This window comes from Gymnodinialimonas sp. (assembly GCF_059726805.1).
This window is the reverse complement of record NZ_AP041059.1, coordinates 2473829-2493626: the sequence shown is the minus strand read 5'-3', so window position 1 is coordinate 2493626 and position 19798 is coordinate 2473829. Positions and strand designations below refer to the sequence as shown.

At 65.0% G+C, this 19798-nt stretch carries 19 protein-coding genes; 6 read left to right on the top strand and 13 right to left on the bottom strand.

What is annotated here, in order from left to right; translation table 11 throughout:
* Positions 1-37 precede the first annotated feature (37 nt).
* The 3 genes from AC6I9R_RS12145 to hemB all read right to left on the bottom strand — a co-directional run bounded on the left by AC6I9R_RS12145 (position 38) and on the right by hemB (position 2321).
* Positions 38-514 (bottom strand): DUF302 domain-containing protein, encoded by a 477-nt coding sequence (locus AC6I9R_RS12145; RefSeq protein ID WP_461425831.1) that lies wholly within the window; start codon positions 512-514, stop codon positions 38-40.
* 90 nt (positions 515-604) lie between these two features.
* Positions 605-1180 (bottom strand): lipid-binding SYLF domain-containing protein, encoded by a 576-nt coding sequence (locus AC6I9R_RS12140; RefSeq protein ID WP_461425830.1) that lies wholly within the window; start codon positions 1178-1180, stop codon positions 605-607.
* A 142-nt stretch (positions 1181-1322) separates the two neighbouring features.
* Positions 1323-2321 carry a porphobilinogen synthase gene (hemB, locus tag AC6I9R_RS12135; RefSeq protein WP_461425829.1) on the bottom strand — a complete coding sequence of 333 codons (999 nt, stop codon included), beginning with the start codon at positions 2319-2321 and terminating at the stop codon, positions 1323-1325.
* Between the two features lie 187 nt (positions 2322-2508).
* Here hemB and AC6I9R_RS12130 point away from each other — a divergent pair, with 187 nt between their 5' ends.
* From AC6I9R_RS12130 to AC6I9R_RS12115, 4 genes are all read left to right on the top strand, one after another.
* Positions 2509-3027 (top strand): component of SufBCD complex, encoded by a 519-nt coding sequence (locus AC6I9R_RS12130; protein ID WP_461425828.1) that lies wholly within the window; start codon positions 2509-2511, stop codon positions 3025-3027.
* Positions 3028-3095: 68 nt separating this feature from the next.
* Positions 3096-6542, top strand: a complete 3447-nt coding sequence (mfd, locus tag AC6I9R_RS12125; RefSeq protein WP_461425827.1) for a transcription-repair coupling factor — start codon at positions 3096-3098, stop codon at positions 6540-6542.
* Positions 6543-6585: 43 nt separating this feature from the next.
* The gene (locus AC6I9R_RS12120; protein ID WP_461425826.1) at positions 6586-6867 is read left to right on the top strand and encodes an excalibur calcium-binding domain-containing protein; all 282 of its coding nucleotides are present in this window, start codon (positions 6586-6588) and stop codon (positions 6865-6867) included.
* An 89-nt stretch (positions 6868-6956) separates the two neighbouring features.
* Positions 6957-7667, top strand: a complete 711-nt coding sequence (locus AC6I9R_RS12115; protein WP_461425825.1) for a DUF2306 domain-containing protein — start codon at positions 6957-6959, stop codon at positions 7665-7667.
* 34 nt (positions 7668-7701) lie between these two features.
* Here AC6I9R_RS12115 and AC6I9R_RS12110 read toward each other — a convergent pair whose 3' ends face one another.
* Genes AC6I9R_RS12110 through AC6I9R_RS12095 form a run of 4 tightly spaced genes read right to left on the bottom strand, consistent with a single transcriptional unit; the run spans position 7702 to position 11469 of the window.
* Positions 7702-8115, bottom strand: a complete 414-nt coding sequence (locus AC6I9R_RS12110) for a hypothetical protein (protein WP_461425824.1) — start codon at positions 8113-8115, stop codon at positions 7702-7704.
* Positions 8116-8153: 38 nt separating this feature from the next.
* The gene (locus tag AC6I9R_RS12105; RefSeq protein WP_461425823.1) at positions 8154-9374 is read right to left on the bottom strand and encodes a multidrug effflux MFS transporter; all 1221 of its coding nucleotides are present in this window, start codon (positions 9372-9374) and stop codon (positions 8154-8156) included.
* Entirely contained in the window at positions 9371-10036 is a 666-nt protein-coding gene (locus AC6I9R_RS12100) for a DsbA family oxidoreductase (RefSeq protein ID WP_461425822.1), read from the bottom strand. Before AC6I9R_RS12100 ends, AC6I9R_RS12105 begins: the two co-directional genes overlap by 4 nt.
* Positions 10033-11469 (bottom strand): class I adenylate-forming enzyme family protein, encoded by a 1437-nt coding sequence (locus tag AC6I9R_RS12095; protein ID WP_461425821.1) that lies wholly within the window; start codon positions 11467-11469, stop codon positions 10033-10035. Before AC6I9R_RS12095 ends, AC6I9R_RS12100 begins: the two co-directional genes overlap by 4 nt.
* Positions 11470-11535: 66 nt before the next feature.
* Between AC6I9R_RS12095 and AC6I9R_RS12090 the strand changes: the two genes are divergently transcribed.
* Complete coding sequence (locus AC6I9R_RS12090) at positions 11536-12162, top strand: helix-turn-helix domain-containing protein (RefSeq protein WP_461425820.1); 627 nt, start codon at positions 11536-11538, stop codon at positions 12160-12162.
* A 120-nt stretch (positions 12163-12282) separates the two neighbouring features.
* On the opposite strand, the gene AC6I9R_RS12085 is transcribed toward AC6I9R_RS12090, so the two are convergent.
* From AC6I9R_RS12085 to AC6I9R_RS12075, 3 genes are all read right to left on the bottom strand, one after another.
* The gene (locus tag AC6I9R_RS12085) at positions 12283-13332 is read right to left on the bottom strand and encodes a patatin-like phospholipase family protein (RefSeq protein WP_461425819.1); all 1050 of its coding nucleotides are present in this window, start codon (positions 13330-13332) and stop codon (positions 12283-12285) included.
* The gene (locus AC6I9R_RS12080) at positions 13316-13750 is read right to left on the bottom strand and encodes a pentapeptide repeat-containing protein (protein ID WP_461425818.1); all 435 of its coding nucleotides are present in this window, start codon (positions 13748-13750) and stop codon (positions 13316-13318) included. Before AC6I9R_RS12080 ends, AC6I9R_RS12085 begins: the two co-directional genes overlap by 17 nt.
* 313 nt (positions 13751-14063) lie before the next feature.
* Positions 14064-14849 (bottom strand): 3-hydroxybutyrate dehydrogenase, encoded by a 786-nt coding sequence (locus AC6I9R_RS12075; protein WP_461425817.1) that lies wholly within the window; start codon positions 14847-14849, stop codon positions 14064-14066.
* Between the two features lie 357 nt (positions 14850-15206).
* On the opposite strand from AC6I9R_RS12075, the gene AC6I9R_RS12070 reads away from it, so the two are divergent.
* Positions 15207-17027, top strand: a complete 1821-nt coding sequence (locus AC6I9R_RS12070; protein WP_461425816.1) for an extracellular solute-binding protein — start codon at positions 15207-15209, stop codon at positions 17025-17027.
* A gap of 109 nt (positions 17028-17136) precedes the next feature.
* Here AC6I9R_RS12070 and AC6I9R_RS12065 read toward each other — a convergent pair whose 3' ends face one another.
* From AC6I9R_RS12065 to AC6I9R_RS12055, 3 genes are all read right to left on the bottom strand, one after another.
* On the bottom strand, positions 17137-17838 hold the full coding sequence (locus AC6I9R_RS12065; protein WP_461425815.1) for a DUF502 domain-containing protein: 702 nt from the start codon (positions 17836-17838) through the stop codon (positions 17137-17139).
* Between the two features lie 75 nt (positions 17839-17913).
* The gene (locus tag AC6I9R_RS12060) at positions 17914-18822 is read right to left on the bottom strand and encodes a pseudouridine-5'-phosphate glycosidase (RefSeq protein ID WP_461425814.1); all 909 of its coding nucleotides are present in this window, start codon (positions 18820-18822) and stop codon (positions 17914-17916) included.
* On the bottom strand, positions 18819-19709 hold the full coding sequence (locus AC6I9R_RS12055) for a PfkB family carbohydrate kinase (protein ID WP_461425813.1): 891 nt from the start codon (positions 19707-19709) through the stop codon (positions 18819-18821). Before AC6I9R_RS12055 ends, AC6I9R_RS12060 begins: the two co-directional genes overlap by 4 nt.
* Positions 19710-19798 lie beyond the last annotated feature (89 nt).

Below are 19798 nucleotides of genomic sequence, written 5' to 3'. Positions count from 1 at the left end.
AAGCCCTTCGGCGGCGAGAGTCGCGGTTCGCTCGCGTCTACCGTGCGGCGGCGTCTGCCGCAATGGCGGCGAAGATCTCATCCAGCTCGGACGCGGCGACGCCCAAGTCGGGATCTGCGGTGTCGATGTAGGGTGCGAGCAGGGTGGAGGGCCGGATATAGCTGAGCGTGGCCGTGCCGTCGGCGTTCTCGGTCACGTAAAGGCGGATCGGGGCGTGGATCATCGCCTCGGTCGAATGGGTCAGGATGCGCACGGCGAAGAGGTTGTTGAAGACGCCGATGACCATATTGCCAGGGATGGTGACGCCCCGGTTGGCGGCGGCGCCCGTGGGACCCGCGCGGGTGACGACGGCCATGCCGTTGTCCCTTACGGCGGTATTGGTCCGTTCGACCAGGGTCGCGAAATCATGGTCCGTGACATGGGCTTCCCAGCCCGGCAACGGGGCCAGATCAGCCACATCCTGGGCGGCCAGCGGCAGGGACATCAGGACCAAAGCAAAGAGCGCACGCAACATGGGAAACCTCCGATAAGTGGAGATGCCAGAATGGACTGGCCCCGTGCGCGCGGCCAGTCACGGTTGCGAGAGGTTAACGGCGTTAACCGTTTAGGGGATGATCCGCGTGTAGCGCGTCCCGTCGAGCGTTGCCCCGATGATCAGGCCTGCCTGGCCGTAGATCACCGCGATCACCGGCTCGGCCAGGGTGGCGGTGTCAAAGCCCAGGTTGCCCGCGTCAGTGTTGACCGCATAGCGGATGTCGGCGCCCACGGACCAGCCGACGGAGTTGCGGAACTCGGCCAGCGCCGCGGGGGTCATGAAGAACAACGTGTGGGCGTATTGCTGCGCGCCGATTTGCAGCCCGAAGCTGCCGGAGACGGCGGAATAATAGTCCACCGTGGCCCCACCCACGCGCAGGGCACCGCGCCCGTAGCTGCCGCCGAAGCCGAAACCCGCCTCGGAGATCAGGGGCATGACCAACATGCCCGAGGCCTGGTTCACCAGCGCCTCGGTGCCGGGCACCTCCTGCTGCATGAAGTCGATCGCGGCATCGACGCGGGCGTCGATGCGCGGCGCGTTGGCGTTGCCAACGGGGTTGCCGCAGGCCGCCAGAAGCGGGACCGAGCCCGCGCTAAGAAGGAGAGAACGCCTCGAAAGGGTAGCGGGAGAGAGACCATCTGCCATGGGGTACCTTGCCTATATACTGCGATCGCCGGGGCTTGGTGCCCCGATCCTTAGCGGCAAGAATACGCCGAAATGCGCGCCCTGTCATCCGGGAAACCACAAGATATGCGGGTTTTCGCCGATAAATGCCTATCCATTAACGTCAGCCGTTGAGGATCCGCGCCACGCGCGGGGCGAAATAGGTCAGCACCCCGTCGCAGCCCGCGCGGCGGAACGCCATCAGGCTTTCCAGCATGACCTTGTCGCCGTCGATCCAGCCGTTGGCGGCCGCGGCCTCGATCATCGCGTATTCGCCGCTGACCTGGTAGGCGTAGGTCGGCGCGCCGAAGCGGTCCTTCACCTGGCGGCACATGTCCAGATAGGGCAGGCCGGGCTTGACCATGACCATATCGGCGCCCTCGCGCAGGTCACGCTCTACGCAGCGCAGGGCCTCGCGGGCGTTGAGAGGGTCGATCTGGTAGGTCTTCTTGTCGCCTTTCAGCGCGCCCGATGCGCCGACCGCATCGCGGAAAGGGCCATAGAAGGCGCTGGCGAATTTCGCGGCGTAGGACATGATGGTGACGTTGGTGTGGTTGTTTTCCTCCAGCGCCGCGCGAATGGCCCCGATGCGCCCGTCCATCATGTCCGAGGGCCCAAGGATATCGGCGCCCGCCTCGGCCTGGGCCAGGCCCATTTTCACCAGCGCATCGACCGTCTCGTCATTCACAACCACATCGCCGCGCACGATCCCGTCGTGGCCGTTGATGTTGTAGGGATCCAGCGCGATGTCGGTCATGATCGCGATCTCGATGCCCGCCTCGCGGATCGCGCGGATGGCGCGGTTCGAGAGGTTGTCGGGGTTCCAGGCCTCTTCACAAAGCTCGGTCTTCAGGGCCGGATCGGTGTAGGGAAAGATGCAGATCGCGGGGATGCCGAGCGACGCGGCCTCGCGCGCCGCCTCCACCAGCAGATCCACAGACAGACGCTCCACCCCCGGCATGGAGGCCACCGCCTGCCGCTCTCCGGTTCCGGCGCAGACGAAAACCGGCCAGATCAGGTCATGTACGCTGAGGCTGCTTTCGCGCACCAGATTGCGGATCGGCGCGGCGGCGCGGGTGCGGCGGAAGCGGGTCAGGGGGAAGGGGGCTTGATTGACGGTCATCGGCGCGGTCTTTCGTCGGGGGGGCTTTCAGGTGTCAGGTCTACTTGACAGAGGTGCCACGGCACCGCGTCCCACGCAAGCGCGGATAAAGAGGGGGCCCGCGCAAGCGCCCATAGGGGGCTGGCATCCCGGAAAGCCCCCGCATATGGTGCGCGAAATTGGCCCCTCAGCCCAACTGGATTGCCCCTTGGACTTCTTCGATCTTGTCACCGAAGTGATTGACCTCAGGTCGTTTTCGAACCTGTGGTACTGGATCGTTCTGGCGATCCTGTGGTCGTCGATGAGCCATTGGACCATCGGCGTGCCGTTCCATCTGGTCACCCGCTCGCGGCGCGGCGACGCGGACGCGCAGGCCGATATGATGGTGCTCGCGCGCATGAACGCGGAGCGCAACGTCGCCTATGCCGAAACCTCGGGCACCGTGGCGATGGCGTTTTCCACCTTCATCCTGACCGGTCTGGCGCTGACCGGCTGGGTCTATGGGGTGGAGTTCAGCCAGGCGATCTTCCTGCTCCTCTGCCCCTCGATGATCGTGCTGGGTCTTGGGGTCTGGACCTCGTACCGGCTGAAGGCCGATGACTACCAGAACGTCACGCAGATGCTGCGCCAGCATCGGGCGTTGGTGCAGATGTTGGGCTTGATTTTCATCTTCCTCACCGCGTTTTGGGGCATGTATCAGAACGTTAACGTCGGGCCTTTGGGGTGACGCGCCCCAAAGCGCGTCTTGATACTGTGCCTTGACACCGGGTCGGGGCGGCGTAGGTGAGGCGTCCGATGGCTGATCCAACACAAATCCCAAGCGCCCAGATTTTATGTGGGGGGGCACCCGAAGGCTTTGATGCCACGCTCGTACTGAAAGAGGCGCGGGGCGGCCCGGTCGTGCATGTCGCCCGCGACGACAAGCGCCTGCGGGCCATGGCCACGGCGCTGGCGTTCTTCGATCCCTCCGTGCCGGTGCTGCAATTCCCCGGCTGGGATTGCCTGCCCTATGACCGCGTCTCGCCCCAGGCCGAGATTTCGGCCGCCCGCATGGCGACGCTGGCGACGCTCGCGGCGGGGCTTTCGGGCACCTTCATTGTGTTAACGACGTTAAACGCGGCGACGCAGTACGTGCCGCCGCGCGATCTGCTGGCTTCCTCGGCCTTCGTGGCAACGGTCGGGGGCCGCGTGGATGAGGCGGCGCTGCGCGCCTTTCTGGTGCGCATGGGCTACGTGCAATCGCCCACTGTGTCCGAGCCCGGCGACTACGCGGTGCGTGGCGGCATCATTGACGTCTGGCCGCCCGGCGAGGAAACCCCGGTGCGCCTGGACCTCTTCGGCGACACGCTGGACGGAGCGCGGCGCTTCGATGTGGCGTCACAACGCACAACGGAGAAGCTGGAGCGGGTGGAGCTTGCGCCCGTGTCCGAGGTGATCCTCGACGAGACCGCAATTGCGCGTTTTCGGCAGAACTACCGGGTGGAGTTTGGGGCAGGCGGGTCGGAAGATCCGCTTTACGAGGCCGTCACGGCAGGCCGCAAAGCCCAAGGGATGGAGCATTGGCTACCGTTCTATCACGAACGGCTGGAGACGCTTTTTGACTACCTTCCCGGCGCCACGATCACGCTTGATGATCAAGCCACGCCGCAGCGGCTGGCCCGGTGGGACAGCATCACCGACCAATATGATACCCGCAAGACCGCGCTGACCCAGAAGGGGCGGCTTGACACCGTCTACAAACCCGCCCCGCCGGGGCTGTTGTACCTGGACGAAAGCGCGTGGGGGCAGGCCGTGGCAGGCCACCGGCTGGTGCAATTCTCGGTCAATTCCGCCGCGCCCGGCCCCAGCATCATCGACGCCGGGGGCCGCGTGGGGCGCAGTTTTGCGCCGGAGCGGCAGCAGGAACAAATCAGCCTTTTCAGTGCCTTGGCAGAGCATATTAAAGTCATGCGTGAAGAGGGGCCCGTGGTCATTGCCTCCTGGTCCGAGGGCGCGCGGGAGCGTCTGGAAGGGCTCTTGGACGACGAGGGCCTGACAGAGGTTAACCGCGTTAACGATGCGCGGGGGATTGGCGACAAGGGCAGCGTCAACCTGACCGTTTGGCCGTTGGAGGAAGGGTTCACAGGCAAAGGGATGACGGTGATATCCGAGCAGGACGTGCTTGGTGATCGGCTCATTCGTCCCAAGCGCAAGGTCAAGCGCGCCGACAATTATCTGACCGAGGCCCAAAGCCTGTCCCCCGGCGATCTGGTCGTCCACGTCGACCACGGCGTGGGCCGCTACATGGGGCTGGAGACGGTCACGGCGGCGGGCGCGGCCCATGAATGTGTGGCGCTGGAATATGCGGGCGGCGACCGGTTGTTCCTGCCGGTGGAAAACATCGAACTGCTGTCGCGCTATGGCCATGATGACGGGCTTCTGGACAAGCTCGGCGGTGGCGCGTGGCAGGCCAAGAAGGCGCGGCTGAAAGAGCGCATTCGCCTGATCGCGGACAAGCTGATCCGCATCGCGGCGGAGCGGGAGCTGCGCAAAGCACCGATTTTTGAGCCCCCCGGCGACATGTGGGAGGCCTTCAACGCGCGCTTCCCCTACGAGGAAACTGACGACCAGTTGAGCGCGATTGCTGACGTGTTGGAAGACCTGACCCTGGGCCGCCCGATGGACCGCCTCGTCGTGGGCGACGTCGGCTTTGGCAAGACCGAGGTCGCCATGCGCGCGGCCTTTGTGGCGGCGGCAAGCGGCATGCAGGTGGCGGTGGTCGCGCCAACCACGTTGCTGGCGCGCCAGCACGCGAAAACGTTCCAGGACCGCTTCCGGGGCTTCCCCATCACCGTCCGGCAGTTGTCTCGCTTCGTGGGCGCCAAGGAGGCGGAGCAGACCCGTAAGGGCCTCGCCGATGGCTCGGTGGATATCGTCATCGGCACCCATGCGATCCTGGCGAAAAGCGTTCGGATTCAGAACCTTGGCCTGATGATCATCGACGAGGAACAGCGCTTTGGGGTCACCCATAAGGAGCGCCTGAAAGAGATGCGCAGTGACGTCCACGTCCTGACCCTTTCGGCCACGCCGATCCCGCGCACGTTGCAGATGTCGCTATCGGGCGTGCGGGACCTGAGCATGATCGGCACGCCCCCCGTCGACCGCCTCGCGATCCGCACCTATGTCAGCGAGTTCGACAGCGTGACCATCCGCGAGGCGCTATTGCGGGAGCATTACCGGGGCGGGCAGACCTTCTACGTCGTCCCTCGCATCCAGGACCTGCCGGAGATCGAGGAGTTCATCAAAGAACAGGTCCCCGAGGTCTCCTACATCACCGCCCATGGCCAGATGGCGGCGGGCGAGTTGGATGACCGGATGGTCGCGTTCTATGACGGCAAATATGACGTGCTGCTGGCCACCACCATCGTCGAATCCGGCATCGACATCCCCACCGCCAACACCATGGTCATCCACCGCGCTGACATGTTCGGCCTGGCGCAGCTTTACCAGATCCGGGGCCGGGTCGGGCGCGCGAAGACCCGCGCCTATGCCTACCTCACCACCAAGCCGCGCGGGAAGCTGACACCGTCGGCCGAGAAGCGGCTGCGGGTTTTGGGAAGCCTCGACAGCCTCGGCGCGGGCTTCACGATTGCCTCCCAAGACCTCGACATTCGCGGTGCGGGCAACATCGTGGGTGAAGAGCAATCGGGCCACGTCAAGGAGGTGGGCTTTGAGCTCTACCAGTCCATGCTGGAGGAGGCGATTGCCAAGATCCGATCCGGCGAGGGCGAAGGCCTGCCCGGCGATGGCGAGCAATGGTCGCCCACCATCAACCTCGGCGTGCCCGTCCTGATCCCGGAGGCCTACGTGCCCGATCTCGACGTGCGCCTCGGCCTCTACCGGCGCCTCAGCCAGCTGGAAACCAAGGTCGATCTCGAAGGTTTCGCGGCAGAACTGATCGACCGCTTCGGCAAGCTGCCCAAAGAGGTGAACACGCTGATGCTGGTCGTGCGCATCAAGGCGATGTGCAAACGCGCCCAGATCGCCAAGCTGGACGCGGGGCCCAAGGGGGTGACGATCCAGTTCCACAACGACAAGTTCCCCAACCCCGGCGGGCTGGTGCAATTCGTGCACGAGCAAGGGGGCAAGGCGAAGGTCAAGGACAACAAGATCGTCGTCATGGCCGATTGGCCCAAGGACGCCGACAAGATCAAAGGCTCCTTCGCCGTCGCGCGCGACCTGGCGGTTTTCGCCAAGGGGTAAGCGGCGCATTGACAGGGCGTTTCGGTTAACCTTTCATTAACTTATGTTAACGGTCCGAAACTCACTGTGCGCGGCGCTCTGCGCCTTGGCGCTTTGCCTGCCTGCCTCCGCCGAGCAAGAGGCGGTGTCGGTGCTGCCGCGGGTCCAGGACACCGCGTTCGGCCAGCTTACCCACGCCCAGAGCTTCACCTGCTCTGGCCGCACCTGCACCCAGATGTCGAGCTGCGCCGAGGCCTGCCACGCCCTTCTTGTGTGCGGGGACCGACGCCGCGATGGCGACAATGATGGCATTCCGTGCGAGAACCTGTGCCGGAGCCGCTGTTGAGCGAGCGCGTTGGTCGCATTGCGGGGAAAGCGCCTGCACGGTAAGACGCGGCCAAGCGCGACGTCACAAGTAGCCAAGGCCTGAGCACGATGTCAGACACCCCCAAAACGCCCCGCCAGATGCCCCGCTGGGGCTGGTACGCCTTTCTGCTGTTCTCGGCCATCTCGGCGGCCTCGGCGTTCAAGTTCGTGCCGCCGGGGCTGATCTACGGCGTGTTTGTGGAGGGCGGGTCGTGGATGGGTTTCGTGGTCGAGGGCATCCAGCGCGGTGCCGATCACGTGGCCCATCATATCGAGAACGTGGGCTCCATCCTGGCGGTTCATATGATCGCGGGCGGGCTCGCTGTTATCCTGGTGCCGGTCCAAGTCAGCCGCATGTGGCGCCGCGGTGATCGGCGCAAGCATGTCTACTTGGGGTGGGCGCTGGTGCCGATTGTCACAATCGCGGCGCTGACAACCCCGCCCATTAGCTTCAACATGACTCTGCCGTTCTGGTCCGAACTGGGGTTCGCCATGGGCTCTGTCGCGTGGTTCTTTGCGCTGGTGATGGGGATCTGGGCGATCCGGACCAAGCAGTTCGTGCGCCACCAGCGCTGGATGGTGATGATGGCCGCGCTCAGCTTCGGGGCGGTGTCGTTCCGCCTGCAACTGCCGATCCTGCGCCATGTCTTTGGCCTCGATATGGACCTGGTGTTCCCCTACCTCGGCTGGTCCTGCTGGGTGCCCAATGTGCTGGTCGTAGCCTGGTGGTGGTATCGCCAGACGCGCAAACCTGCGCCCGCGGTGCAACCGGCAGAGTAGGCCAGACGACCGGCAGAATAGGCGGGCCGCGCCGTCAGGGGCGGTTGGCGGCGGGTCCCCAAGGTCCGCGCGCCACGCGGCGGCAGGCCCGTTCCTCGAATAGCAATGTCTCTTGAGGGGCGCGCAGGTGGGGGGCGTTGTCGCGCCACCACCGCGCGGCCTCGGGCGCATGGCAGGCCAGGATCGTGATGGCTTCGTCTGCGAAAACACAATAGCCCATCAGCGTTTCCCGGCGCCCGAACCACCCATGGAACAGCTGCCCGAGCCACGTCCTTGGTCCGGACAGGACGCCAACCGTCTCCCACGTCGCGACCTCGGGGAGGGCGAGGGGCAGGACGACCCCGACCCAGGCCTGTCGCACCCATTCTGGCGCCTCCCCGGCGGGCGTGGCGATGATCTCAATCTCGACGCGGTCAAAGGGGACTTGCGTGGGGCCCTTGTAGGTCACGGCCGGGTACGGCTCTGCTTAGCCATCGCTTGGCCTCCTCACACGGCTTCACGGGGCATCCGGCGCATGATCATGCCGCCGACCCCAGCCAGAACGGCGACGCCCACGGCCAGGGGCAGGGCCGTGCCGTCGTAAAGCTGGCCGATGGCCGCGCCAATGGCCGCCCCGACGATGGTGGAAATGGCCCCCATCAGGGACGAGGCGAGCCCGGCGATATGCCCCAAAGGCTCCAGCGCCAGCGCGTTCAGGTTGCCGATGGTAAAGCCCATCATCATGAAGACCGTCGCGGTCCAGGCGAAGTAGACCCACACCTCAACCGTTGGGGCAAAGCCCATGGCCAGAACCGCCACGAAGAGGCTAGAGCATCCGACCTGCACGAAGAGCGCCCGCCGCACCAGCGGGCGCATCCCCAGCCGCACCACGAGGCGTCCGTTGATCGGCGCGCCGGGGGCCGCCAGCACCGCGATGGCGCCAAAGAGCCAGGGGAAAGCGGCCTCCATCCCATAGGTCAGATCAAAGATCTGCTGGACCGACGAGAGTGTCCCGAAGAGCGCGCCATAGATCAAGGATTGCACCAGGATCGAGAGGCGCATCTGCCGCAGCGCCAGGGCCTCTTTCGTGCTGGCCCAAAGGGCGGGCAGGTTCAGGGGACGCCGGGTGCCTGGGGGCAGGGTCTCGGGCTGGCGCAGCATCAGCCAGCCGACGGTGACGACGGAAAACAGGATGTAGGACACGAAGATCGCGCGCCATTCAAACAGCGCCACGATGCCGTCGCCGATCAGCGGGGCGACGGCGGGGGCGACGGTGAAGACCAGCATGGCAAACGACATGATCCGCGCCATCTCGCGCCCCGTGTAGAGGTCGCGCACCAGGGCCATGGCGACCACCCGAGGGCCTGCCGCGCCGAGGCCCTGCAGCACGCGGGCGAAGAGCAGCATCTCCAGCGTCGGGGCGACCCAGGCCAGCACGCAGCCCGTTACGTAAAGGGCGGCACCGGCGAAGATCACTGGCTTGCGCCCAAAGGCATCGGACAGGGGCCCGGTGAAAAGCGTGCCCACGCCCATCCCGAGAATAAAGCTGGTCAGCACCAATTGCGCCAGCGTCAGCCTGTCTGGCGTCAGCTCTTCAGCGATTTCCGGCAGGGCGGGCAGCATCGCGTCGAGGGAAAAGGCGATGGTGGCGAACATCATGCCGATCAGCGCAATGAACTCGCCCGAGGACAAGCGCTTGATGTCGGGCGGGGCGACGGTGTCCGTCATGAAGCGGCGTCTTCGTGTTGTCGGGCCTTTTCAAGCTGCGCGTTCAGATCATCGATGATCGCCATCCATTGCTCGGGCGGCTGCGCGCCGGGTACGGCGTGTTGGTTGGCGACGATGAAGGTCGGCACGGCCTGCACGCCGCGCTCGCGCGCATGGGCGTCGCGGGCGCTGATATCCTCGGCGTCGGCGCCGCTGTCGTAGAGTTTGGCAATCATCGCGCGGTCGAGGTCCACGCTTTCGGCGATGTCCAGAAGCGTCTCCCGGTCGCCAATGTCACGCCCGTCGACGAAATAGGCGCGGAAGAGCGCGAGGACGGCAGGCGTCTGCCGCCCCTCGATCCCCGCCCAATGGATCAGACGGTGCGCGTCGCGGGTGTTGGGCGTGCGCTTGATGCCTTCGAGGTTGAGGGTCAGTCCGGCCTCTGCGCCCTTTTCAACCACGGGCGCATAGGCGCGCACGGCGGCCTCTTTGCCGCCGAACTTGCCCTCCAGATAGGCGCGGCGGTCCATGCCGCCCTCAGGCATGTCGGGGTTCAGCTGGAACGGATGCCATTGGATCGTGAAGGGGTGGTTTGGCCGCGCCTCCATCGCGCGGGCCAGGTTGGACCAGCCGATGTAGCACCAGGGGCAAATTGGGTCGGAAAGGATATCGAGTGTGATCATGTCATGTCCTTCACTGCCGCATCCAACGCGCGGCGGTTCAATTTGCCGTTGGCCCCGCGCGGCAAGGCGTCGAGGGGCAGATAGGCGCGGGGGTGTTTGTGGCGGGCGAGGTGCGTGCGGGCGTGATCTTGAAGCGCAGTTTCGCGCGCGCTGCCGCAATAGGCAAGGGCGAGGATGGTCGTCTCGGGCGTCGGGGTTAGGGTCAGCGCGGCGCAGTCGGTGACGCCGGGGGCGGCGTGGAACACCTGCTCGATCTCCAGCGGTGCGATGCGAAAACCGCCCGCCGTCAGAATGTCATCGGCGCGCCCGTGATAGGTGTAGGCGCCATCGTCGCGGCGGGTGACGCGGTCCGAGGTCTGGAACCAGCCGTCGTCTGTCAGGGGCAGATCAATTGATCTACCATTGATATACCCCAGCATCAGCCCGGGGTCCGATCCGTGGATCGCAAGGCAGCCGTCGGTGATCCGGATATTGCGCCCGTCCTGGGGGAAGCCGATGGTGCCCTCAGGCGCCGGGCGGGCGGGCGCGCCCGACAGGAAGGTCGAGACTTCAGACATCCCCAGCGCCTCGTGAATATCGGTGCCCGTGGCCGCGTGCCAGCGGGCACGCAGGGAAGGGGGCAGGGCCTCTCCGGCGCTGAGCGCGTGGCGGAGTTTCGGTATCGGCGGCAGGGGCGTATGGAGGAGCTTGCGGAAGATCCCCGGGCTGCCCGCCAGGATCGTCGCATCGTGGCGTTTGGCCAGCAGCGCAAGGCTTTCGGGCGGCGTGCCGGGGGCCGGGACCAGCGCCGTGGCGCCCATCGCCCAGGGGTCCAGAAGGCCGGTGCCGAGCGTATAGGTCCAGTTGAACGCGCCGGTGTGCATTAGGCGGTCATCGGCGCGCAACCCGTACCACCCCTCCCACATCATCCGCCGCGCCCAGACGGCGCGATGGGCATGGGCCACGGGCTTGGGCCGCCCGGATGAGCCGGAGGTGAAGACGACATAGGCCAGATCATCGGCGGCGCTGTCGTAGGCCGGATGCGGTTGGCCCTCCAGCACGTCCAGGGAGAGAACCGGGCAGGCGCATTCCGGCAGCGCGATGCCGTGCTCGGCCAGGATGGCTTGCGGCGGCAGGGCTTGGGCGATCTTGGTGATCTCGGGCACGGTGAACGCGGCGGAGGTGGGGATCGGCACGATCCCCGCTCGGATCGCCCCCAGAAAAGCGATGGGAAATTGCGCGGAGTTTCCCATGCGCAACAACAGCTTATCGCCCGTTGTTAAACCTGCCGCCACAAGCCCACCCGCCGCGCGCGCGACGGCCTCTTCCAGCCGCGCGTAGGACCATCGCTCGGCCCGTGTCGGGCCAAGGACCGCCAGCGCGATCTTGTCTGGCGTCTCCTGGGCCTTGGACAGCACATAGGAAGAGAGGTTGAAGCGGTCAGGGCATTGCATGGGCGTGGGGTATGAGACCGCGCCAGCGGTTGCAAGCGGGGGTCTGTGTGCGCTATCGCACCGGGCATGAGCCAAGCCGCCGATGAACCGAGCCTAATCCGCCTTGCCCGCGCGTCCGGAGATGAGGCCGCACCCGTACCCGTCGACCTCGCCGCGCGGGTGCGCGAGTTGCGCAAGGCGCGCGCCTGGACGTTGGAGCAGGCAGCGGGGCAGGCGGGCTTGGCGCGCTCCACCCTGTCGAAGATCGAGAACGGGCAGATGTCGCCCACCTACGATGCGTTGAAGAAACTGGCGGGAGGCCTCGGCATCTCGGTGCCGCAGCTTTTCACGCCGTCGGTGGCACCCCAAGGCGGCGGGCGGATGATCACCACCAAGCGCGGCGAGGGTGCCGCCCATGCGACCACGACCTATGAGCATGAATTGCTGGCCGATCAACTGGTGCAAAAGTCGATGCTGCCCTACCGCGCAAGGGTGCGCGCGCGCACGTTCGAGGAATTCGACGGCTGGGTGCGCCACGAGGGGGAAGAGTTCCTTTACGTGCTGACGGGCGCGGTGCGGTTGTTCACCGAGTTCTACCAGCCCGTCGACATGGTGCGCGGCGACAGCGCTTACTACGATGCGGCGATGGGGCACAATGTGGTGTCGACCTCGGACGACGACGCGACGATCCTGTGGGTTACGTCGCTTGCGTGACGGGTATCGCTTCAGGGGACCTATTGTGCGGGCCGCCTTCGGCGATATTATTGGTATTGCGCCGCCTTCGGCGTCGCCGGGGGGGGCCTCGCGCCCTGCGGGCGCTCGGCCCCGGTGCTCTTATTCGAACATGGCGCGCAGGTTGACGGTGCTGTCCTCGCCGATGTCATCGATGCCGTCGCGCAGAAAGGCTTCGGCGGCGGTTTTTCCTGCGGCGCGCAGCTGGTGAATGACCTGGGGCGTGGCGATGACCTTGGTGGCGACGGAAAGCTGCCGCATCAAATCATCGTCGGCGATCATATGGATCAGTACGTCCTTCATCGCGTCGCCTGAGAGCGTTCCCTTGTGAAGAAGGCGCTGCACGAATTCGATGGCCCGCAACTCGCGCAGAAGCGATGAGTTGAAGCTGATCTCATTGATCCGGTTCTGGATCCCGCGCGCGGTCGTTGGCACCTCATCGCGGTAGAGCGGGTTGATGTTCACGATGACGATGTCGCGCGGCAGATTGGGCGCGAACAGCGGGAAAAGCGCCGGGTTACCGGTGTAGCCGCCATCCCAATAGGCGTCGGGTTTGCCGGTTTCGGGGTCGGTGATTTCGACCGCGCGAAACATCGTCGGCAGGCAGGCGGAGGCCATGATCGCCTGCGGGCTGATATCCTCGCCCGAGAAGATCCGGATCTTGCCCGAGCGCACGTTGGTGGCGCAGATGAAGAAATCGGGCCCCGCGTCGCAACAGATATCGTCGTAGTGGAACTTGGAGACGATGGGCTCCAGCGGGTTGGCGTAGAAGGGCCCGGTGGCATAGGGGCTGAACGTCCGCGAATAGGCGTCGCCTGCGAGGAACGGCAGCGAGGTTTCCAGCACGGCGCTGACCGCTTGGGGGGAGACCATGTCGAGCCAGGGGGCGAAGGCCGGATCGGTGATGGCGCCGACTTCCTCCCACACCCATGCCAGAGTCTCGACCGCCAGATCGCGCGAGCCCTGGGAGAGGCCGGATTTCACCGCCGCGCCGTTCAAAGCGCCCGCCGAGGTGCCGGAGATGGCGGCGATCTCGATCCCGGGCTCGGCCAGAAGCGCGTCGAGCACACCCCAGGTGAACGCGCCATGGGCACCGCCGCCCTGCAGCGCGAGGTTAATGGGTTTGGGTTTGGATTTAGGCTTGCGGGCCATGGGTCTCTTTCCAAAGGGTGATCATCTGGGCGACGTCGATGCCGTCGATGGTCATGTCGGTGAGGTCAGCGTTGGAGATCGCGGCGCCGGTCAGGTTCACGCCCGAGATCTTTACGCCGGTCAAATTGGCATCGGAGATTGTGACGCCGGTCATGTTGACGCCATTGATCGTGAGGCCCGTGAGGTTGGCGTATCGGATCGAGGCGTTCGTCAGGTTGGCGTCCTGGATCGAGGCGTCGGTTAGGTTGACGTTGTTGAACCGCAGGCCAGTGGCGTTCACATCGTCGACCAGCGCATTCATCAGGTGGGTGTCGCGGAACTCGGCGTCCTTGAGGCTGACGGCGGTGAAGGTGGAGCCGCAGAGATACATGTTGGAGATCTCCAGCTTGTCGCGGCCGGCTTCGGGTTGGTCTGACATGTGCGGCTCCTTCGGGGTGGATGTGGGGTTTGAGTGTTCGGGGCGTTCTGGGCGAGTGGTGGTGGTCATGGCCTCAAGTGGGGCGGGGCGCGGTAGGCCAGTAGGCGGTCTTCCTCAGGTAGCGCGGGGCGCGGTGGGCCAACCCGGCCTCAAGTAGCGCGAAGCGCGGTAGGCCAAGTAGAGAGTCTTCCTCAAGTAACGTGGGGCGCGGTGGGCCTTAGTGACATGCGCCCGGAATGGTTGAGGTGCCGGGGGACAGGTTTTGCGGGGGCAAAACCGTCCTTTCCGGCCCGTTGTGATTTGACGGGGCAAATCACAACGCTGTCCAGCCGCCATCTACGCTGATGGTGGTGCCTGTGATCTGGTCTGCCGCCGCCGAGCAGAGGAAGGCGACGGTGCCGCCGAGCTGTTCGGTCGTGGCGAATTCCTTTGAGGGCTGACGTTCCAGGATCACCTTTTGCTTCGCCTCCTCCTCGGTCATGCCGTATTTCTTGGCCGTGTCGGGGATTTGCGACTCCACCAGGGGCGTCAGCACGTAGCCGGGGCAAATGGCATTGGCGGTGATCGGCTCTTTCGCAGTCTCAAGCGCCACGGTCTTCGACAGGCCGACAATCCCGTGCTTGGCGGCGATGTAGGCGGATTTGAAGGGGGAGGCCGTCAGGCCGTGGGCGGAGGCGATGTTGATCACCCGGCCCCAGCCGGCGGCCCGCATCATCGGCAGGGCAGCGGCCGTGGTGTGGAAGGCCGAGCTGAGGTTGATCGCGATGATCGCGTCCCATTTGGACGTGGGGAATTCGTCGATGGGAGCCACGTGCTGAATGCCTGCGTTGTTGATCAGGATATCGCAGGTGCCCGCCTGCTCGATCAGGGCGCGGGCCTGGTCGCCTTTGGACATGTCGGCTTGGATGTAGCGGGCCTTCACGCCGTGTTCGGCCGCGATGTCGGCGGCCAGGGCGTGATCCTCGGGCGTATCGGTGAAGGAGTTCAGCACCACATCGGCGCCTGCACGGGCCAGTTCCTGAGCGATTCCCAAGCCGATGCCTGAGTTGGATCCGGTGATGACGGCGGTTTTGCCGGAGAGGTCGGTGGTGATGGCCATTGCGGTGCTCCTCAAAAGATCGTTTGCGATAGGCTAATGCTGCAGGTGCGAAATGAACAGGGGCCGTGCGATCGTCAAGCGCGCAAGGCTTTTGCAAAAGCCTTGGAAATCACTTGCAAGAGATTTGCAGCGCGCAGGTCAGATGCCGCGCGATCCACCTGCGGAACAAAAAAAACCCTGGCACAAGGCCAGGGCTAAGTCATTGAGGCAGGTTTCATACAGGCAAGAAACCTATCGAGCAGTGAGTTCTTTATAAGCAATGACTTGGCCGCTGCCAACTGAAAAGTTTGCGCCCGTGTGCTGCGCCCGGTAGCCTTTAACCATAACAATATCGAGCCGCAGGAGGATTGTTCGCAGATGCCGACAAATTGTTTCACGAAAAGCGCCCGGAACGTGACGATGGCAGTTGTGCTGAGCGTCGGACTTAGCACTCCGAGCCTGGCTGACCCACAACATGGTGTGGCTATGTATGGTGAACCAGCCCTGGGCCCGGACTTCACCCATCTCCCCTACGCCAACCCCGAAGCCCCCACGGGCGGTCGGATTGTGACCGGTGAGGTCGGTGGCTTCGACAGCCTGAACCCGCACATCCGCCAGGGCTCTACCCCTTGGCAGCTCCGATTCCTGACCTACGAATCGCTTCTGGGCCGGTCCTGGGACGAGCCGTTCTCGCTTTACGGGCTTTTGGCCGAATCGGTCGACATCGCCGACGACAACCTTTCGGTCGAATTTGTGCTGCGGGAAGAGGCGCGATTCTCCGATGGCAGCCCGGTCACGGTCGACGATGTGATCTGGTCGTTCGAGACGCTCGGCACCCAAGGCCACCCGCGCTACCTGGGCGCTTGGAGCCGGGTCGCGGGGATCGAGGCGACGGGCGAGCGCTCGGTTCGGATCACGCTCAATGAGGCGGACCGCGAGTTGGCCATGATCATGGGCCTGCGCCCGATCCTGCAGGCCGCCCAATGGGAAGGCCTCGATTTCACGGAAAGCGGGCTAGACACGATCCCGATTGCCACGGCTCCTTACACGGTGACGGATTTTGAGGCCGGGCGTTTCGTGCAGCTGACCCGCAACCCGGACTACTGGGGCGCGGATCTGGCGTTCCGCCAGGGCACCAATGTCATCGATGAGATCCGGATGGAGTTCTTCGCCGACGGCACCGCCATGCGCGAGGCCTTCACCAGCGGCATCGTCACCACCCAGCGCGAGACCTCGGCCACCGCCTGGGCCAACGATTATGACTTCCCCCGCGTGCAATCGGGCGAGGTGCTCTTGGTCGAAGTGCCGCATCAGCGCCCCTCAGGCATGACGGGCTACGTGATGAACACCCGCAATCCACTGTTCGCCGACTGGCGCGTGCGCGAGGCGATGATCCAGGCCTATAATTTCGAGTTCATCAACACGACCGTGAACGGCGGTGTCGATCCCCGCATCACCTCTCCGTTCTCTAACTCGCCTTTGTCGATGTCGCCTGGGCCTGCGGAAGGCCGGGTGTTGGAGCTGTTGGAACCCTTCGCCGATGATCTGAACCCCGGCGCAATCGAGGGGTATGAGCTGCCCGTCTCGGACGGGTCCGAGCGCAACCGCGCGGGCATCCGCCAGGCCATCGCCCTGATGGAAGAGGCCGGATATACCATCGAGGAAGGTGTGATGACCGGCCCCGACGGCCCGGTGACCTTCGAGATCCTGCTTCAGACCGGAAGCTCGGAAAATGACGCCATCACCAACATCTACACCGAGGCGCTGGAGCGGCTGGGGATCGCGGTGGACGTGACACGGGTCGACAGCGCGCAGTTCCGCGAGCGGCGCGATGTCTATGATTTCGACATGATCTACTACCGTTGGGGCCTGTCCCTGTCGCCCGGCAACGAGCAGCGCAACTATTGGGGCTGTGCGGCGGCTGAGTCCGAGGGGGGCCGCAACCTGCACGGCGGTTGTAACCCGGCGATTGAGGCGATGATCGACGAGATGCTGAGCGCATCGTCCCAGGACAACTACCGCGCGGCGGTCCATGCGTTGGATCGGATCCTGATCTCGGACCGCTACGTCGTGCCGTTCCACCACAATCCGATCAGCCGGATCGCTTATAACTCCGAGCTGAACTTCCCCGATCACATCCCGATTTACGGCGACTGGGTCGGCTGGCAGCCTGACGTCTGGTGGGTGGAGGCGGAGTAAAGGGGGCTTTGCTCCCCGTTCAGCGGCTCTGCCGCGTAGCCCCCAGATTTTTTTCTGGCAAGATGAAGAGAGGCGCGACCCGAGAGGGTGGCGCCTTTTTCGTTTGGGGTTAAGCCTCGGGGGCCGTTGCCGGGGGCCGCGTCGGATCCTGACCATTGGGATAGACGAGGCCGGCCGAGATGATCAGCTTGGCCGCATCTTCGACCGTCATATCCAGCACGATGGTATCTTTGGTCGGCACAAACAGCAAAAAGCCCGAGGTCGGGTTGGGCGTCGTCGGCAGGAAGACCGACACCATGTCTTCAGGCGCGCGGGACGCAATCTCGCCCTTGGCAGACGTCGAGATGAAGGCAATCGCCCAGATGCCCTTGCGCGGGTACTCGATCAGGCAGGCCTTGTCGAAGTTCTGCTGGCCCTGCTGCAGGATCGTCTCGGCGATCTGCTTGAGGCCGGAATAAAGCGAGCGGATCAGCGGGATCGACAAGACCAGGCTTTCGGCCCACCGGATCATCGAGCGCCCGATCAGGCCCTTGGCGACCCAGCCCACCAGCATGGTGAAGATCAGGAAGGTGACGACACCGATGCCGCGAATGTTGATCTGGATGCCAGTCCATTCGGCGATCAGCAGCGAGGGGTTGTAGCGGTCAGGGATGAACGGCAGCACCCAGCTGTCGATCCAGCCGGTCAGGGTCCAGATCAGCCAGATGGTAATGCCGATGGGGGCGATCACGATCAGGCCGGTCAGGAAATTCGACCGAAGCGACGCGAAGATACCGCGACGGGGAGGAGGAGGGGCAGGGGGCAATTGCATCGGGGCGCCGGTTCTCGTGCGAAACTTTAGGTGATATCTAGGCGGCGTTCGCGCGACGCACAAGCGCGCGCGCCTTCAGGCCTGCATTTCGCGCGCCACACGGGCCGCAAGACGCGCGTTGTTGCGCACAAGCGCGATATTTGAGGCAAGCGTCGCACCCTCGGTCAGCTCAAACAGGCGGTTGAGCAGGAAAGGCGTGACGTCCTTGCCCGAGATGCCTTTGGCATCGGCCTCGGACTGGGCCCGGGCGATGATCGGCGAAAGGGTTTCCGAGGGGATTTCAGCGTCTTGCGGGATCGGGTTGGTCACAAGTTGCCCGCCGGGCAGCCCAAGGCGGGCACGCATCAGATGCGCCTGCGCGATCTGGCGGGCGGTGTCCATCCGCAGGGGCGCCTTGAGCCCACTGTCGCGGCTCCAGAACGCCGGGAAGGCGTCCTGCCCGTAAGCGATGACAGGCACGCCAAGGGTCTCAAGGACTTCCAAGGTCTTGGGCAGGTCCAGGATGGCCTTGGGTCCGGCAGCAATCACGCTGACCGGGGTTTCGGCGAGCTCGCGTAGGTCAGCCGAGATGTCGAACGTTTCCTCCGCGCCTTTGTGAACGCCGCCGATCCCGCCCGTGGCAAACACATGGATCCCGGCCAGCGCGGCGCAAATCATCGTGGCGGCGACCGTGGTGGCGCCGATGCCGCCGGTGGCCACACAGGCCGCGAGATCCGCGCGGCTGAGTTTGGCGACATCGGTGGCTTGCGCCAGAACCTCCAGCTCGGTCTCGGTCAGACCGATGTGAATCCGCCCCTCCATCACCGCAATAGTCGCCGGTACGGCGCCCGCGTCACGCACCTCTTTTTCCACCGCGCGGGCAGTGTCGAGGTTCTGCGGGTAGGGCATGCCATGGGTGATGATCGTCGATTCCAGCGCCACCAGTGGCGCGCCACTCTCACGGGCCTCTTGCACCTCAGGCGAAAAGGTAAGCGGTAACGTCATGGCGTATCTCCCGAGACATAAGTAGCGGCGGCCTCAACAGCCGCCTCCAGCGCGATTTCGCGGGGGTTTCCGGCCACTTCCGCGGCGATATGCGCCGCCATGAACGTGTCACCCGCCCCGGTGATCCGGCGCGCCTCCACGGCAGGCGGCACTGCCGACAGCGTGCTGTCGGGCGTGGCATCCACGGCCATCTGCGCGCCTTCGGTAACCAAAACGCGCCGCGCCCCCGCGGCGATCAGCGCGGCGGCAGCCGCGGCGGCATTGGCCGGATGCGTGCCTGTCAAAAGCCCCGCCTCTTCACGGTTCACATAAAGCGTCGCCCGGGGATGAGAGAGCAGGGGCCGCAACCGCATCGCCTTACCGGGCGAGGCCGGCGCAATGCGCAGATCGGCGCCCGAGAACAACGGGCTCGCGGCAATCTCAGCAAGCAGATCTTCCGTCAGATTGCCGTCCAACGCCACCGGCCCGGCCCAGGGCGCGGCCTCCGATCCCAACCGCCCATCGGCCAAAGGCGCCAGAATACGCGCGCCCGCGTCCTCCAGGGAATGGGCATGGGCAATCGCCGCGATCAATGCGCCCTGGGCCTCGATCGCCATGTATCGATCCGTTGGCAAATCGGCATCGACCAACATCGCCCCCACATCCAGCCCCATCTCCGCGCAGGCCGCACGCAATTCGCGCCCGTCGGCATCCTCACCCACAACCGACAGCAACCCGGGCCTCAGCCCGAACCGCGTCAAGGTCATCGCGATGTTGAGCGCCACCCCGCCCGGCAACCGCGTGATGCGCCCCGGCTTGTCGTTGCCCAAAATCATCGCGTCGTCACAGCGACCAATGATGTCCCACAACACCGCGCCGATGCACAATATATCCGGCTTCGTCTCCATGCCCCTCTCTTGCCCCGCGCCCGCGCCCCTCGCAACCTCCCTCCCTTTCATCTTGCCAAAAAAACTCTGGGGTCGCAGGGGCAACGCCC